Annotated in this window: 12 protein-coding genes and 2 pseudogenes; 10 read left to right on the top strand and 4 right to left on the bottom strand. The window is 70.1% G+C overall.

The genetic code is table 11. The features are described from left to right. The first annotated feature begins 21 nt into the window (after nucleotides 1-21). The gene (locus ABD663_RS08420) at nucleotides 22-897 is read left to right on the top strand and encodes an alanyl-tRNA editing protein (protein ID WP_344737533.1); all 876 of its coding nucleotides are present in this window, start codon (nucleotides 22-24) and stop codon (nucleotides 895-897) included. An 81-nt stretch (nucleotides 898-978) separates the two neighbouring features. Here ABD663_RS08420 and ABD663_RS08415 read toward each other — a convergent pair whose 3' ends face one another. Then, nucleotides 979-3,408: a M14 family metallopeptidase gene (locus tag ABD663_RS08415; RefSeq protein WP_344737532.1), complete on the bottom strand. Its 2,430-nt coding sequence runs from the start codon at nucleotides 3,406-3,408 to the stop codon at nucleotides 979-981. Nucleotides 3,409-3,753: 345 nt separating this feature from the next. Between ABD663_RS08415 and ABD663_RS08410 the strand changes: the two are divergent. The 7 genes and pseudogenes from ABD663_RS08410 to ABD663_RS08380 all read left to right on the top strand — a co-directional run. After that, nucleotides 3,754-4,719 (top strand): annotated as a pseudogene (locus ABD663_RS08410) (pyridoxal-phosphate dependent enzyme); the annotation flags it as partial. Between the two features lie 2 nt (nucleotides 4,720-4,721). Next, nucleotides 4,722-5,888 (top strand): cystathionine gamma-synthase, encoded by a 1,167-nt coding sequence (locus ABD663_RS08405; protein WP_344737531.1) that lies wholly within the window; start codon nucleotides 4,722-4,724, stop codon nucleotides 5,886-5,888. A gap of 108 nt (nucleotides 5,889-5,996) precedes the next feature. Then, nucleotides 5,997-6,548: a TetR/AcrR family transcriptional regulator gene (locus ABD663_RS08400; protein ID WP_344737530.1), complete on the top strand. Its 552-nt coding sequence runs from the start codon at nucleotides 5,997-5,999 to the stop codon at nucleotides 6,546-6,548. Beyond that, a complete protein-coding gene (locus ABD663_RS08395) occupies nucleotides 6,545-7,258 on the top strand; it encodes an ABC transporter ATP-binding protein (protein ID WP_344737529.1) in 714 nt (237 codons plus the stop codon). The genes ABD663_RS08400 and ABD663_RS08395 overlap by 4 nt, the downstream gene beginning before the upstream one ends. Next, nucleotides 7,255-8,007, top strand: a complete 753-nt coding sequence (locus ABD663_RS08390; protein ID WP_344737528.1) for an ABC transporter permease — start codon at nucleotides 7,255-7,257, stop codon at nucleotides 8,005-8,007. Before ABD663_RS08395 ends, ABD663_RS08390 begins: the two co-directional genes overlap by 4 nt. A 40-nt stretch (nucleotides 8,008-8,047) precedes the next feature. After that, nucleotides 8,048-9,610 (top strand): SLC13 family permease, encoded by a 1,563-nt coding sequence (locus tag ABD663_RS08385; RefSeq protein WP_344737527.1) that lies wholly within the window; start codon nucleotides 8,048-8,050, stop codon nucleotides 9,608-9,610. Nucleotides 9,611-9,626: 16 nt separating this feature from the next. After that, nucleotides 9,627-9,953 carry a DUF7882 family protein gene (locus tag ABD663_RS08380; RefSeq protein ID WP_344737526.1) on the top strand — a complete coding sequence of 109 codons (327 nt, stop codon included), beginning with the start codon at nucleotides 9,627-9,629 and terminating at the stop codon, nucleotides 9,951-9,953. A 134-nt stretch (nucleotides 9,954-10,087) separates the two neighbouring features. Here ABD663_RS08380 and ABD663_RS08375 read toward each other — a convergent pair. Together ABD663_RS08375 and ABD663_RS08370 are read right to left on the bottom strand one after the other, a co-directional pair. Then, nucleotides 10,088-10,387 (bottom strand): annotated as a pseudogene (locus tag ABD663_RS08375) (DUF7882 family protein); the annotation flags it as partial. 23 nt (nucleotides 10,388-10,410) lie between these two features. After that, nucleotides 10,411-11,814, bottom strand: coding sequence for an aspartate aminotransferase family protein (locus ABD663_RS08370; RefSeq protein WP_344737525.1), 1,404 nt, complete (start codon nucleotides 11,812-11,814; stop codon nucleotides 10,411-10,413). A gap of 134 nt (nucleotides 11,815-11,948) precedes the next feature. Between ABD663_RS08370 and ABD663_RS08365 the strand changes: the two genes are divergently transcribed. Both ABD663_RS08365 and ABD663_RS08360 read left to right on the top strand, forming a co-directional pair. Beyond that, nucleotides 11,949-12,647, top strand: a complete 699-nt coding sequence (locus ABD663_RS08365) for a ThuA domain-containing protein (RefSeq protein ID WP_344737524.1) — start codon at nucleotides 11,949-11,951, stop codon at nucleotides 12,645-12,647. Then, complete coding sequence (locus tag ABD663_RS08360; RefSeq protein WP_344737523.1) at nucleotides 12,626-13,708, top strand: Gfo/Idh/MocA family protein; 1,083 nt, start codon at nucleotides 12,626-12,628, stop codon at nucleotides 13,706-13,708. Before ABD663_RS08365 ends, ABD663_RS08360 begins: the two co-directional genes overlap by 22 nt. Nucleotides 13,709-13,720: 12 nt before the next feature. Here the strand turns inward: ABD663_RS08360 and ABD663_RS08355 are convergent, their stop codons facing one another. Beyond that, nucleotides 13,721-14,884: an ROK family protein gene (locus tag ABD663_RS08355; protein WP_344737522.1), complete on the bottom strand. Its 1,164-nt coding sequence runs from the start codon at nucleotides 14,882-14,884 to the stop codon at nucleotides 13,721-13,723. Nucleotides 14,885-14,906: the final 22 nt, after the last annotated feature.

Here is a 14,906-nt window from a genome sequence, read left to right as displayed (position 1 = left end):
GGCGCCGGGTAGCGTCGGAGGATGGCTCTTCCCTCCGCTGACACCGTCGTCGACTACCCGCGGGGGGCGGTCGAGTCCGACGGCACCGTCGTGCACGTCGCCGACGGCCCGGGCGACCTCGTCGCCGTCCTGCTCGATCGCACCGCTTTCCACCCCGTCGACGCCCACTGGCCCGACCAGCCCGCGGACCGCGGAGTGCTCGAGGTCGCGGTCCCGGGAGGTCCCGCGCTGCCGGTCATCGACGCGGTCGTGGCTGCGACCGACGGCGAGACTCTCTTCCTCGGCGGTGACGTGCCGGTGCGCACCGGCACGGAGGGCTGGGTGTTCTCGGTCGCCCACCTCGTGCCCGCCGGAACGGTGATCGCGGAAGGCGATCGCGTTCGCGTCATCGTCGACGCCGATCACCGCGCGGCGCTGTCGATCGGACATACCGCGTGCCACCTGGCATCCCTCGCCCTCGATCGGGCACTGTCGGATGCCTGGGGCAAACCGGTCCCCGGTGACGCCCTCGGGGCGCCGGGCTTCGACGCGCAGGCGATCGAGACCTCGACGATCCTCGAGCGCGGTTCGCGCGACGTCTATCGCATCGGCAAGTCTCTCAGGCGCAAGGGGTTCGATCCGGCGGCCTTCGACGACCCGGTCGCGGTCGCCGGGCGTGTCAACGCGATCCTCGGGGAATGGACGGCCTCGGGCGCGTCGGTGCGGGTGGATGCCTCCGAGCCGGGCTTGTCGGCCCGCCGCAGCTGGGTGTGCGACTTGCCGGAGGGTGAGGCCCGCATCCCGTGCGGCGGTACGCATGCCACCGGTCTCGCCGATCTCGGCACCGTGTCGGTGTCGTTCGAGACCGAGGACGTGCCGGGTGCGCGCCGGGTCGTGATGACGACGACGGCCGGCTGACCGCCCGCGGCCGGCCGACCACCGCGGGAATGACTGCGACCGCGACGCCGAAGCGCCGCGGCCGCAGTGTTCTCGGGGGGATCAGCCGGTGATCTTCTTCTTGTTGAAGTTCTTCCCCTTGCCGTCCGGCTTGTAGTTCTTCTCGACGTTGCCCGCCGAGTCGACCGAGAACCAGTTGATCTGGGTCCCGACCGGAACGGTCAGCAGTTCGGCGCCCTCACGGACACCGGCGCTGCCGAACAGGAGCGACTCGTAGGTGGGCGTCGAGCCGTCGAGGGTGTAGAACACCGACGCCGTCTCGCTCGTCTGGAACTGCACGTTCACCATGCCCGGCGTGCTGCTGGGGGCGCTGATGATCGTGCTCGTGGGGCGCTGGTGATCCTTGTCGAAGTCGTAGGCGACCTCGAACAGTTCGACCAGGCCGTTCGCGTACTCCTGCGACTCCGGGTGCGCGGCGGCCGCGTTCGGGTTCTCGCTCTCGTACGGGGGCTGGAACTGCGAGCCCACCTCGAAGTTCCACGCGTAGATCCCGTACTTGTACCACAGCATGTCACCGGAGTTCCCGGCCGCCGAGTACAGCACGTCTGAGATCGGGCCGGTGCGAGCCGGGGTCACCGACAGGCCGCGATACCGCTTGATCTCGGAGAGGATCCGCGACGACGCACCCCAGAAGAACGACTCCTGCTCGAGGGTCGGGCGAGGGGCGTCGATGCGACCCGGCGTCATGTAGGCACCGGGCGACCACATGAAGTAGTTGCCCGAGCTGTGCAGGTTCATCGAGAACTTGATGTTCGGGTTCGCCCCGGCGATCCAGTCGATGTTCGCGCTCTCCGGCTCGCTCAGCTCCGACGGGCCCGCGTACGTGCCGCTGGTGCACGAGGTCGAGGCGCCGTTGTAGCCGTCGAACAGGCTGTACGTGTCGTAGTTGCGGTTGTTGTCGACGCCCCAGCTGTTGCGGGCGAGGTAGTCCGCGCTGCCCGAGAGGTCGCAGTGGTTGGTCATGTTCTTGCGCTGCGACGCGAAGTCGTAGAACGAGTACATGCCGCCATCCGGGTTGACCGACGGGATGATGAAGATGTCGAGGTTGTTGACCAGCTTCTTCGTCTCGGCATCCTGCGCGTAGTTGCGCAGCATGCGCTCGGCGGCCTCGATCGTCACCAGCGGCGGCACCCACTCGCGAGCGTGCTCCTGGGCGTACGCGAGCACACCCGTCTTCGAGCCGTCGCGGTGCTTGCCGATGCGGATGCCGTAGACGGTCTGCGGCCCGCGCAGCACGTCCTCGGGCACCGACAGGCCATCGGTGAGGTCGGCTGAAGCCGGCGAGACCACACCGCCACCGCTGTTGCCGCGGTAGGTGTACGCGACGATCAGGGCGGATGCGGCAGGCGACGCGTTGACGGCCGCGACCACGTCGGCCGCAGTGCTCGTGATCGCACCGAAACCGTCCGTCCCGAGCGACACCGTGATGTCGTCTCCGGAAACCGACACCGACAGCGGCGAGTTCGCGGCACCGGGGTCGACCATCGCGAAGCTGAGGTCGTTGCCGCCCTCGTGTCCCCACGTGTGCGAGTCGACGCCGACGCGGTTCGAGCTCGACGATCCGACCAGCGCCTGCGCGAGGCGCTGGTAGCCGTTGGTCTGATACGGCAGCTCGAAGATCTCGGAGATCTCGGGGAACTCCGCCGCGAGGGCCTTGATCCGGTCGTACAGCTCGACGGGGGTCAGGTACGACGTGATGAAGTCGCTCTGGTAGTTCGGGCCGAACTGGTCCTCGCCCTCGATGGGCAGCCAGTCGTTCACCTTCATCTTCGCGACGTCACCGGTCGGGCTGGTGATCTGCACGTAGTCGGGACGCGTCTCGACCGCCGTGGCGCCGCGGTGGTAGAGGTAGACGCCGGCGTCGACGAAGCGGCTGATGTTCTGGCTGCCGCCGCTGCCGATCGCCGTGCCCGGTCCGCTGTCGCGCTGCACCGTCAGCTGGCTGCTGCTGGTCTGACCGTTCGCCCACTTGGCCTCGACCGAGAGGTAGCCCTGGCCGAACGAGGTGTACCAGTCGGCACGGATGATCCGCACGTCCGACTCGCCGGCGGCGACGGCCTGCTCGAACTCCTCGTTGTCGGCGGTGTGACGGGCGATCGTCGCGTCGCGCTCTTCGATGGCGGCTTCGGTGTCGTCTTCATCGTGGATCGACTTGCCGACGGCGAAGCCCTTCGATTCGAGGGCGGCGGCCTCCTTCGCGCTGATCACGGCGTGAACGGTGATCGAGCCGTTGTTCTCGGGGTGGACGTGGTGATCGAGGTCGACTCCGGTGTCGACCAGTCGGTCGAGTTCGGTCGTGTCGGCCACGGTGATCTCGACGACCTGCACGGTCTCGTCCGCGTCGCGGACGAGTTCGAGCTCGGTCTCGGATCCGACGGCGCCGACCGGTCCCAGGGTCGTCACCAACAGCCCGAGCAGTCCGGCCGCGGCGGCCGTCCCCCCGAGCGCTCTCCTTCTGACTTTCGACAACATCAGGCGAACTGCCTCTCCTCGTGGGGCGCATCGCTGCGCAACGAGCCGGAGGTGCTCGGATGGAGGGCCTGCACCTCTCCGGCAGCGTCGGCGGGGGTTCGCGGGTGCGGACGTGTCGACGCTTGCGACCTGTCTAGCGGCTTTTCAGTTAACAGGTCAATACCGAATTTCACTTCACGAACCGCGGATGCCCTACCGAACCACCTTTTCGGCAACACGGTCGCGGCCGCCGGATAGACTGGACACGTGTTGATCCGCGCCTGTTGTCGCCGTTGAATCGCGACCTCCACCCCTGACGACAGCCTCCGCACGCGTGTGTGCGGCCCCGACCGAGGACAACAGACCGTGCGTTACGCCCACACCATCGCCGAACTGGTCGGCGACACCCCCCTGGTCCGACTCAATCGCGTGACCGATGGCGTCGCCGCCACGGTGCTCGCGAAGATCGAGTACCTCAATCCCGGCGGATCGTCGAAGGACCGCATCGCCGCGAACATCCTCGATGCCGCCGAGCGGGACGGACTGCTCCAGCCGGGTGGCACGATCGTCGAGCCGACGAGCGGCAACACCGGCGTGGGTCTGGCCCTGATCGCACAGCAGCGCGGCTACCGGTGCGTGTTCGTCGTGCCCGACAAGGTCGCCGAAGACAAGCGCGCCGTGCTGCGCGCCTACGGCGCCGAGGTCGTGGTCACGCCGACCGCCGTCGAACCCGACGATCCGCAGTCGTACTATTCGGTGTCCGACCGGCTCGTGCGCGAGATCCCCGGTGCGTTCAAGCCGAACCAGTACGCCAACCCCAACGGGCCGCGCAGTCACTACGAGTCGACCGGGCCCGAGATCTGGCGCGACACCGACGGACGCGTGACCCACTTCGTCGCCGGCGTCGGCACCGGTGGCACGATCACCGGGACGGGGCGATATCTGCGTGAGGTGTCGAACGGCGCCGTGCGGATCGTGGGGGTCGACCCGGTCGGGTCGATCTACAACGGCGGACCGGTGCACGGCTATGACATCGAGGGCGTCGGCGAGGACTTCTGGCCCGCCGCATACGACCCGTCGGTCGTCGATGAGATCCACTCGGTGAGCGATGCCGAGGCATTTGCGATGACCCGCCGCCTCGCCCGCGAGGAGGGGCTGCTCGTCGGAGGCTCGAGTGGCATGGCGGTCGTGGGTGCCCTCGCGGCCGCACGCGGCCTCGATGCCGACGCGATCGTCGTGGTGCTGCTGCCCGATCACGGCCGCGGCTATCTCAGCAAGGTGTTCGACGACGAGTGGATGCGATCTCGGGGCTACGAGGTCGAGGAGGGGCAGCGATGAGCGACCAGAACGGAAACCGCGCGCGCGGCTTCGCCAGCCGGGCGGTGCATGCCGGACAGGCCTTCGATCCGACGACCGGCGCGGTGATCCCGCCGGTCCACTTCTCGACCACCTACGCGCAGGACGGCATCGGCGGTCTGCGCGGCGGATACGAGTACGGCCGCAGCGGGAACCCGACGCGCGCAGCGCTCGAGACGCAGCTGGCGGCGCTGGAGGGCGGCCGGCACGGCATCTCGTTCTCATCGGGTCTCGCCGCCGAGGACGCCCTGCTGCGCGCGGCATTGCAGCCCGGCGCCGAGGTGCTGCTGGGCAACGACGTCTACGGCGGCACGTACCGTCTCATCTCCCGCGTCCTGGGGCCGTGGGGCATCCGCCTGCGCGTCGTCGACATGAGCGACCTCGACGCCGTGCGGGCCAAGCTCGACGAGCGTGCGCCGCAGATGCTGTGGGTCGAGACGCCGAGCAACCCGATGCTGCGCATCACCGACATCGCCGAGCTGGCCCGGCTCGGCCACGAAGCCGGGGCGCTCGTGGTGGTCGACAACACCTTCGCCTCGCCGGCGCTGCAGCAGCCGCTTGCGCTCGGCGCCGACGTCGTCGTGCACTCGACGACCAAGTATCTGGGTGGCCACTCCGACGTCGTCGGGGGCGCGCTCGTGCTCGACGACGACGCGCTCGCGGAGCAGGCGCGCTTCCTGCAGTTCGCCGCAGGCGCCGTTTCGGGGCCGATGGATGCCTGGCTCACCACTCGCGGCATCAAGACCCTTCCACTGCGGATGCGCCAGCACTCCGAGAACGCCCAGGCTGTGGCGGAGTTCCTCGCCGAGCATCCCGCGATCGCCCACGTTTACTATCCGGGCCTGCCCGCGCACCCCGGCCACGCGCTCGCCGGTGCGCAGATGTCGGGCTTCGGCGGAATCGTCTCGGTCCGGCTCGCCGATGCGGCCGCCGCGCGCCGACTCGCGGAGTCGACGCGCATGTTCCAGCTCGCCGAGTCGCTCGGCGGCGTGGAATCGCTCATGAACTACCCCGACGAGATGACCCACGCGTCGGTGCGCGGAACCGAACTCGCGGTGCCGGACGACCTCGTCCGCCTCTCGGTGGGCATCGAGACCGTCGACGACCTCATCGCCGACCTCGACCAGGCGCTGCGCGGGCTCTGAGACGGCCCCGCTCGCCCGCCACGGCGCAGGCTGCATCGGGCCGGTCGGCTCCGACGCTGCGGCGCGGATGCTGCTTGACGGCAGAATGTTAGTCGCTAACATACAGTAGTGACCAAACGTGAACGGACCCGTGCCGCCCTCTTGCAGGCGGCATTCGAGCTGTTCGCGGAACGGGGCTACGACGCCACGACGACGAAGGCCATCGCCGATCGGGCCGGGGTCACCGAGATGACGCTGTTCCGGCACTTCCCCGCAAAGGCATCGCTCGTGGTGGACGATCCCTACGACCCGCTCATCGCTGACGCCGTGCGCGCGCGCCCGGCGAACGAGCAGGCGATCGTGGCCGCGGCGCGGGCCGTGCTCGACGCGTGGACGGCGGTCGAGCCTCCCGCGGTCGAGGCCGTGCGCGAGCGCCTGCGTCTTGTGGCCGAGACCCCGTCGCTGCTGCCCGCGCTGGCGGCCGGCAGCCGTGAGACCGAGCGGGCCATCGGGCAGGCCCTCGTCGATCGCGGTGACGACCGTGCGACCGCGGGCGTCGTGGCCGCATCCGTCGTCGCGGGTCTCAACGCGGCCCTGCTGCAGTGGGCGGTGCGATCCGACGACGATCTCGGTGGGGCGATCGCGATCGCGGTGCACGCCCTGGCGGGAGGTGCCGAATGACGATGCTCGAGCTCGAGGGCGTTGCGCGCCGGTTCCAGGGCGGGGCCGGAGTGACGGGACTGGACCTGCGGCTCGCCCCGGGAGAGATCGTCGCGCTCGTCGGGCTCAACGGCGCCGGCAAGACGACGCTGCTGCGGCTCGCGCTGGGCATGCTGCGTCCGGACCACGGTGCAGTGAAGATCGACGGCGTGCCCATCGGCCGCCTGGCCGCCGACGCCTGGCGTCAGGTCGGGCACCTCATCGAGGTGCCGTTCTCCTACCGCGAGCTGACCGTGCGTCAGAACCTCGAGATGTCCGCGAACCTGCGAGGCGCGCCGCTCTCGATCGTCGATCGCGCCCTCCCCGCGTGGCGCCTCGACGCACTCGCCGATCGACGAGCCGGCCGCCTCTCGCTGGGCAACCGCCAGCGGGTCGGACTCGCGGCGGCCCTGCAGCACGCTCCGCGTCTGGTTCTGCTCGACGAGCCCGCCAACGCGCTCGACCCGGCCGGCGTTCTGATCCTGCGCGATGCCCTGGTCGCGCGCGCCGCGGCCGGCGCCGCCGTGCTGGTGAGCAGTCACCATCTCGACGAGGTCGCGCGGATCGCCGACCGCGTCATCGTCATGAACCGCGGCCGATTGATCGGCGAACTCGATGCGACCGGCCATGACCTCGAGCGCACGTTCTTCGACCGCATCCACGCGGACGACCTCGAGGAGTCGAGCGCATGATCACCGCCCTGCGCATCGAGGCGACGAAGTTCGCACGATCGACCGTCGGCATCGTCGCGTCGGCGGCGATCGGAGCGGGCATCGTCGTGCTGTGCGCGGCCATGATGCTCGCGGTCGTCGCGGGCGAGCCGTCGATCGTCGCCCGGCTGGGCGAATTCGGCACGTTCGACTGGCGGGGGTTGCTGGGCGCGGCCGCCCAGATCACGTCAGCGGGTGCATTCGTCGGGTTCGGCGTCGTCGCCGCGTGGATGTATGCGCGGGAGTTCGCGGAGGGCACGATCACCGGGCTGTTCGCGCAGCCGATCGGTCGCGCGACCATCGCGATCGCGAAGGCACTGGTCTTCCTCGCGTGGGCCATCGGGGTGAGCGTGCTGGTCGCCGGCGCGCTGCTGCTGCTCGGATTCGCCCTGGGGTTCGGGCCGCCCGACAGCGAGACAGCGGCGGCGCTGGGGCGCCAGGCGGCGCTGGGGGCCTTCACCGCGGTGCTCACCCTGCCGGTCGCGTGGGTCGCGTCCCTGTCGCGCTCACTGCTGGCGGGAGTCGCGACGACCATCGGGTTCGTGGTCGTCGCCCAGGTGGGCGTACTCGCCGACATCGACGGCTGGATGCCGCTCGCGGCCCCAGCGCTGTGGGCGCTCTCGGGCGGTACCGCGGCCTCTCCCGCGCAACTCGTGTTCGCCGTCGCGGTGGGCATCGCGGCACTGAGCGCGACGGCGTGGAGCTGGCATCGGCTGCAGCTCGACCGCTGACGCGGTGGGCGCAGGACACCCCCCTCGCTAGCCTGGGCGCGTGGACCCGATCGTCGCGACGCTCACGATCCTGGTGCTCGCGATCATCGCCTTCGTCAGCAATCGCGTGCCGCTGGGCATCGTCGCGATCGGCGTCGCCCTGTCGCTGTGGGCCACCGGGGTGCTCACCCTCAACGAGGCGCTCGCCGGGTTCGGCGATCCCACGGTGCTGTTCATCGCGGGCCTGTTCGTGGTCAGCGAGGCGCTGGATGCCTCAGGTGTGACCGCGTGGGCCGGACAGAAGGTGATCGGCCGGGCGGGAACGAACCGACTGACCCTCGTCGTCGTCATCTCGCTGCTCGCCGCCGGGGTGTCCGCGATCATCAGCGTCAACGGGGCGACCGCGGCGCTGCTCCCGCTGGTCGTGGTCGTCGCCGCACGCGCGGCGATCCCCTCGTCGAAGATGCTCATGCCGCTCGCCTTCGCGGCGTCCGCCGGATCGCTGCTGCTGCTCACCGGCACGCCGGTGAACATCATCGTGTCGGACTTCGCCGCCCAGGGCGGCGGTCGCGCGTTCGGCTTCTTCGAGTTCGCCCTCGTCGGTGTGCCGATCGTCGTCGGCGCGACCGCGATCCTGCTGCTGCTGAGCGATCGTCTGCTGCCCGAGCGCACCGGCGCGATCATGCCGACCGATCTCGTGCGTCACGCCCGGCTGCTGCGCGAGCAGTACTCGCTCACCCTCGACACCGGGGTGATCCTCGGTTCAGCCGGCGGAGTCAGCGAACTCGTCGTCGCCCCGCGCTCCCCGCTCATCGGCGATCGCATCACGCCGGGGATGAAGACGCCGACGGGCGACCTCGTCGTCCTCGCCGTGCGCCGCGGCGACGACCTGCTGAACATGCCCGACATCCGTATCCGAGTCGGTGACGTCCTGCTGCTGCAGGGCACGTGGGACGAGCTGTCGCGCCAGGCATCCGCACCCGGGATGCTCGCGGTCACGCCGCCCGATCACCTGCGACGGGCGGTGCCCCTCGGTCGCGGCGCGAAGCGCTCGCTCGTCATCCTCGCCGCGATGATCGTCCTGCTCGCGACGGGCCTCGTGCCGGCGGCCGTCGCGGCGCTGCTGGCGGCCGGCGCGCTCGTGGTCTCGGGGGTCGTCACCCCCTCGCGGGCGTACCGCTCGATCTCGTGGACGACGATCGTGCTCATCGCCGGCATGATCCCGCTGTCGACGGCCTTCATCCAGACAGGCACCGCCGACCTCGTCGCGGGCGCCCTGCTCGGGGTGCTCGGCGACGCGGGTCCTCACGTGGCGCTCCTGGTGCTCGTAGTGATCACGGTCGTGCTCAGTCAGCTCATCAGCAACACGGCGACGGTCCTGATCGTCGCGCCGATCGCCCTGTCGCTCGCTGCCGACATGGGGGTGTCGGCGCTGCCGTTCATGATGGCCCTCACCGTGGCGGGAGCCGCGGCCTTCCTCACCCCGATCGCGACGCCTGCCAACCTCATGGTGATGGAGCCGGGCGGGTACTCGTTCGGCGACTACTGGCGGCTGGGCACGCCGCTCGCGCTGTTCTTCATCGCGATGGCCGTGCTCTACGTACCTCTCATCTGGCCGTTCTGAGGCCTATAGTCCTGCCATGGGCAGGTTCATCTACGACACCGTCGCGAACTCGGTCGACATCGAGGACCGCACGCTCGCGCACCTGCGTGTGGTGGTCATGAACAAGCTGCGACGGTCGGAGCCCTTCATGTTCGACGTCGAGATCGGCGACGGCAGCGGGCGACGCAGCTTCTGGATCCACCCGGCGGTGCCGCTGCAGTTCCACTTCTTCGGCGGCCGGCAACCTCGTATCAACCGTGCGTGGGTCGAGGCGCTCATGCAGGCGGCGAGCGGACCCAGCGGCCTGACGATCGTGCCCGAGCCGGACGAATCCGCCGCCGAATCCACACCCGCGCAGGGCTGAGGTCAGACCGTCTCGCGCGTGCGCGCCGTCACGTCGGCGTCGACGACGGTGAGCGAATCGATCTGGAGATTCTCGACCTCGACCGTGCCGAGCGACACGTCGCGGTCGGCCTCGGCGGCATCCGCCTCCGCGCCCTCGAGGTGCTCGGGCACGAGCATGATCCCGCCCGATGAATTGGCCGAGTTCGCGAGGCTCTCGATCCAGCTGCGGCTGAGCTCGGCGGGCTCGGGGTCATCGAACACGAACCGCAGCGGGATCGCCGGATGCACCCAGATCGTGCTGCGGCCGCGGGGCTGGTCGTCGGGATGCCGCCACGAGACGGTGAAGCTCTCGTTGCGGCGCAGCTTGGTCGCGATGATCACCTTCAGGTGGGCCAGCGCGCGATCCTCGATGTGGATCGGTGTCTCCGATCCCCCGTAGTAGATGGTTCCCACGGGTGCATCCTACGACTGCACGGTCACAAGCGGGTCCAGGCCTCGGTGAGCACGCCGCGCAGGATCTGCTCGATCTCGTCGAATTCCGCCGGTCCGATGGTCAGCGGCGGGGCCAGCTGGATCACCGGGTCGCCGCGGTCGTCGGCGCGGCAGTACAGCCCCGCGTCGAACAGCGCCTTCGACATGAACCCCCGCAGCAGCCGCTCCGATTCGTCGTCGTCGAACGTCTGCTTGGTCGCCTTGTCCTTGACCAGTTCGATGCCGAAGAAGTAGCCGTCGCCGCGCACGTCGCCGACGATGGGAAGGTCGGTGAGGCGCTCGAGAGCCGCGCGGAACAGCGGTGAGTTCTCGCGGACCCGCTCGTTCAGGCCCTCTTCCTCGAAGATGTCGAGGTTCTCCAGGGCCACCGCGGCCGAGACGGGGTGCCCGCCGAAGGTGTACCCGTGGTAGAACGCGCGGTCGCCGTGCGCGAACGGCTCGTAGATGCGATCGCTGACGATCGTCGCGCCGATGGGAGAGTACCCGCTGGTCATCGCCTTGGCGCACGTGATCATGTCGGGCTCGTAGCCGTACGCGTCGCACGCGAACATGTGGCCGATGCGGCCGAACGCGCAGATGACCTCGTCGGAGACCAGCAGCACATCGTGCTTGTCGCAGATCTCGCGCACCCGCTGGAAGTAGCCGGGCGGCGGGGGGAAGCATCCGCCCGAGTTCTGCACCGGCTCGAGGAAGACCGCAGCGACCGTGTCGGGGCCCTCGAACTCGATCATCTCCTCGATGCGATCGGCGGCCCACACCCCGAACGCCTCGAGGTCGTCGCTGGGGGCGCCCATGTCGTCGGCACGGTAGAAGTTCGTGTTGGGCACACGGAAGCCGCCGGGCGTGACGGGCTCGAACATCGACTTCATCGCAGGGATGCCGGTGATCGCGAGCGCTCCCTGCGGGGTGCCGTGGTAGGCGACCGAGCGCGAGATCACCTTGTGCTTGGTGGGCTTGCCCTGCAGTTTCCAGTAGTACTTCGCGAGCTTGAACGCCGTCTCGACGGCCTCGCCGCCGCCGGTCGAGAAGAACACGTGGTTGAGGTCGCCCGGGGCGTAGTCGGCGAGACGGTCGGCGAGCTCGATCGCCGCGGGGTGGGCATAGGACCAGATCGGGAAGAACGCGAGCTGCTCAGCCTGCTGGGCGGCGACCTCGGCGAGTCGCTTGCGGCCGTGTCCCGCGTTGACGACGAACAGGCCCGCAAGGCCGTCGATGTAGCGCTTGCCCCGCGAGTCCCAGATGTGGTGGCCCTCGCCCTTGACGATGATCGGCACACCGGGCCCGTCGGTCATCACCGACTGGCGCGCGAAGTGCATCCAGAGGTGATCGCGGGCCATCGACTGCAGTTCCGCCTCGGTGCGGGGTGTACGTTCGGTCGTGGTCGACATGGCTGGCCTTCCGTAGGACGTGCCTCCACGCTACTCGTGCGACCGGCGCGCCGCCCGAGCGGTTCGTCCGGTTCGTCGCCGCCGTGTCGCCGGTCCGTCCGAGACCTGCATCCCACCCGAATGAATGGAGAGCAATGACGCGCAACGCGTTGATCGTCCGCGGCGGCTGGGCGGGACACCATCCCGTCGAGGCCACCGATCTGTTCGTGCCGTTCCTGCAGGCGCAGGGGTTCGACATCGCGATCGAGGCGTCGCCCGACGTCTATGCCGATGCCGAGCGCATGGCGGCGACCGATCTGATCGTGCAGTCGGTGACGATGTCCGAGATCTCGACCGAGGCGCTGCGAGGATTGCGCTCCGCCGTCGAGGCGGGCACGGGTCTGGCCGGGTGGCACGGCGGGATCGCCGACTCGTACCGGTCGAGCTCGGACTACCTGCACCTCGTCGGCGGCCAGTTCGCGACGCATCCGTCCCGCGACCCGGGCGAGACCGTCGGCGACGAGTCCGACAACTACCTGGCGCACGACATCGAGCTCACCGCGCTCGGTCGCACACACGAGATCATGCAGGGCGTCGACGACTTCACGCTGGTCACCGAGCAGTACTGGGTGCTGCACGATGACCTCATCGACGTGCTCGCCACGACGACGCACCCGGTGCAGCCGTACCACCCGTGGCATCGGCCGATCGTCTCTCCCGTGGTGTGGACCCGCGAGTGGGGAGCCGGCCGCGTGTTCGTGGCCACGCCGGGTCACAGCCTCGACGTGCTCGCCGAACCGAACGTGCGCACGATCATCGAGAGGGGGATGCTGTGGGCAGCCCGCACACGGTAGGAATCGTCGGCCTGGGTGTCATCTCGGGCCAGTACCTGGAGACGCTGCGCACCGTCGCCGACGTGCGCATCACCGCGGTGGCCGACCTCGATCAGGCGCGCGCCCGCGCGGTCGCCGACACGATCGACGGCTGCCGCGCGCTCACGACCGACGAGCTGGTCGCCGCCGACGACGTCGAGACCGTCCTGAACCTCACGATCCCCGCGGCACACGCCGAGGTCGCGCTCGCGGCGATCGCACACGGCACCGCGGTCTTCGGTGAGAAGCCGCTCGCGGCGACGTTCGCCGAGGCGCGCGCGATGACGGATGCCGCAGCGGCTGCGTCCGTCCCGCTCGGCGGGGCGCCCGACACGGTCCTCGGAACCGGGGTGCAGACCGCGCGGGCCGCGATCGACGGCGGCGCCGTCGGCCGGCCCGTCTCAGCGGCCGCGACCTGGGTCTCGGGCGGTCACGAGTCGTGGCATCCGAACCCCGACTTCTACTACCGTGCCGGCGGCGGGCCGCTGCTGGACATGGGGCCGTACTACCTCACGTCGCTCGTCCATCTGCTGGGCCCGGTGGTCGCGGTGTCGGGCGCGGCGTCGCGATCGCGCGATCACCGTGTGATCGGCGACGGACCCCGTGCGGGGGAGTCGGTGCCGGTCGAGGTCGACACGCACCTGGCGGGCATCCTGCACCACGACTCGGGCGCACTGTCGACCGTGACCATGAGCTTCGACGGCGGCACCACAGCCGCTGCGCCGATCGAGGTGCACGGCACCGGGGGCACTCTCCTCGTGCCCGACCCGAACCGCTTCGACGGCGACGTGCGGCGCCGCACGTCCGACGGATGGGAGACCCTCCCGCCGTCGGCCGGATACGTCGGCGCCGGTCGCGGCATCGGTCTCGTCGACTTCGTGCGCGGCGAACGGCGCGCGGGCGCGGATCTCGCGATGCACGTGCTCGAGATCATGACCCTGCTGCAGACCTCGGCCGAGTCGGGCATGCGCGAGACGCTCACGACGACGGTCGAGCGGCCGACTCCGGTTCCGCTCACCGAGCCCCGGGACTGGCGGGGCTGAGTCGGAGGACCGTCACACGGCGGGATCGGCGATGAGTGCGGCGAAGACCGACTCGGCAGCACCCATCAGCAGGCGATCCTCGCCCAGCGAGGCGACGCGGATGTCGAGGCCCTCGGCGCTGGCGCCCATCGCCTGCGCTGCCACCTCGGCGGAGAGCCCGGGAAGGTCGGGTGAGGCGAGCGTCGCGAGGAAGCCGCCGAGAATGACGACCGACGGATTGAGGACGTTGACCGCATTCGCCAGCGCCGTCGAGAGGATGCGACGCTGGCGGGCGACCTCGTCGGCGGCCGACGGGTCGTCCGACGTGGCGAGGGCTTCGGCGAGGGTCGGCTCGTCGGCGTGTTCGAGTCCCACCGCCCGCAGCAGACGTGCGCGGCTGACCTCGTCTTCGAGAACGCCGTGCTCCACCCGGCGGTCGCCTTCCGACGCGATCCCCGGACGGTTCTGCCCGAACTCGCCCGCATAGCCGCCCGCGCCGGTCACCGGCATCCCGTGCACGATCACCCCGCCGCCGATGCCGCTCGCACCGCCGTTGAGGTAGACGACGTCGTCGACGCCGCGCGCGGCGCCGAACAGGTGCTCGGCGAGCGCACCGAGGCTCGCGTCGTTGCCCACGGTCGCCGGCAGCGAGGTCGCCGACTCGACCAGCTCGCGCAGCGGGGTGTCGCGCCACAGCAGGTGCGGGGCGTTGCGCACGAGACCGTCGGCGGCGCGGACCAGACCCGGCACCGCGAGCCCGACCCCCACGACCTGGCAGCCGCGCAGCATGCTGCGTCGCCACCGCCTCACGGTGTCGGCGACGAGCTCGGAGACCTCTTCCGAGGTCACGAGGTGGTCGACCTCGATGCGCTCGCGCGCGCGGATGCCGCGGTCGAGGGCGACCGCGCCGATGGTCACCGCATCGACCTCGGGGTTCACCGCGACGGCGACCACGTCGGCCGACGCGACGACGAGCGGTGACGGCCGACCGACGCGCCGCGACGGATCGGGCGCGCGCTCGACCACGAGTCCGTCGCGCGCGAGCTCGCCCACCAGGTCGGCGATCGTCGATCTGTTCAGCCCGGTCGCCTCGGTGAGGCTCGCGCGCGAAAGCGGTCCGTCGACGTGGACGAGTCGCAGCAGGCGGGCGAGGTTGCGCCGTCGTCCCTCGGTGGCACCGGTCGTCGTCTCGCCCATCCGGCCACTGTAGGGCCTGCCG

It is taken from the genome of Microbacterium awajiense (assembly GCF_039536545.1).
Classification (GTDB): Bacteria; Actinomycetota; Actinomycetes; order Actinomycetales; family Microbacteriaceae; genus Microbacterium; species Microbacterium awajiense.
Note: the sequence above shows the minus strand (reverse complement) of the source record. Positions and strands in the feature narration are given on the sequence as shown.

Coding starts and splice junctions, on each gene's coding strand:
- ABD663_RS08420 (WP_344737533.1), top strand. CDS start 22: ATGGCTCTTCCCTCCGCTGACACCGTCGTCGACTACCCGCGGGGGGCG.
- ABD663_RS08415 (WP_344737532.1), bottom strand. CDS start 3,408: ATGTTGTCGAAAGTCAGAAGGAGAGCGCTCGGGGGGACGGCCGCCGCG.
- ABD663_RS08405 (WP_344737531.1), top strand. CDS start 4,722: ATGAGCGACCAGAACGGAAACCGCGCGCGCGGCTTCGCCAGCCGGGCG.
- ABD663_RS08395 (WP_344737529.1), top strand. CDS start 6,545: ATGACGATGCTCGAGCTCGAGGGCGTTGCGCGCCGGTTCCAGGGCGGG.
- ABD663_RS08390 (WP_344737528.1), top strand. CDS start 7,255: ATGATCACCGCCCTGCGCATCGAGGCGACGAAGTTCGCACGATCGACC.
- ABD663_RS08380 (WP_344737526.1), top strand. CDS start 9,627: ATGGGCAGGTTCATCTACGACACCGTCGCGAACTCGGTCGACATCGAG.
- ABD663_RS08370 (WP_344737525.1), bottom strand. CDS start 11,814: ATGTCGACCACGACCGAACGTACACCCCGCACCGAGGCGGAACTGCAG.
- ABD663_RS08365 (WP_344737524.1), top strand. CDS start 11,949: ATGACGCGCAACGCGTTGATCGTCCGCGGCGGCTGGGCGGGACACCAT.
- ABD663_RS08355 (WP_344737522.1), bottom strand. CDS start 14,884: ATGGGCGAGACGACGACCGGTGCCACCGAGGGACGACGGCGCAACCTC.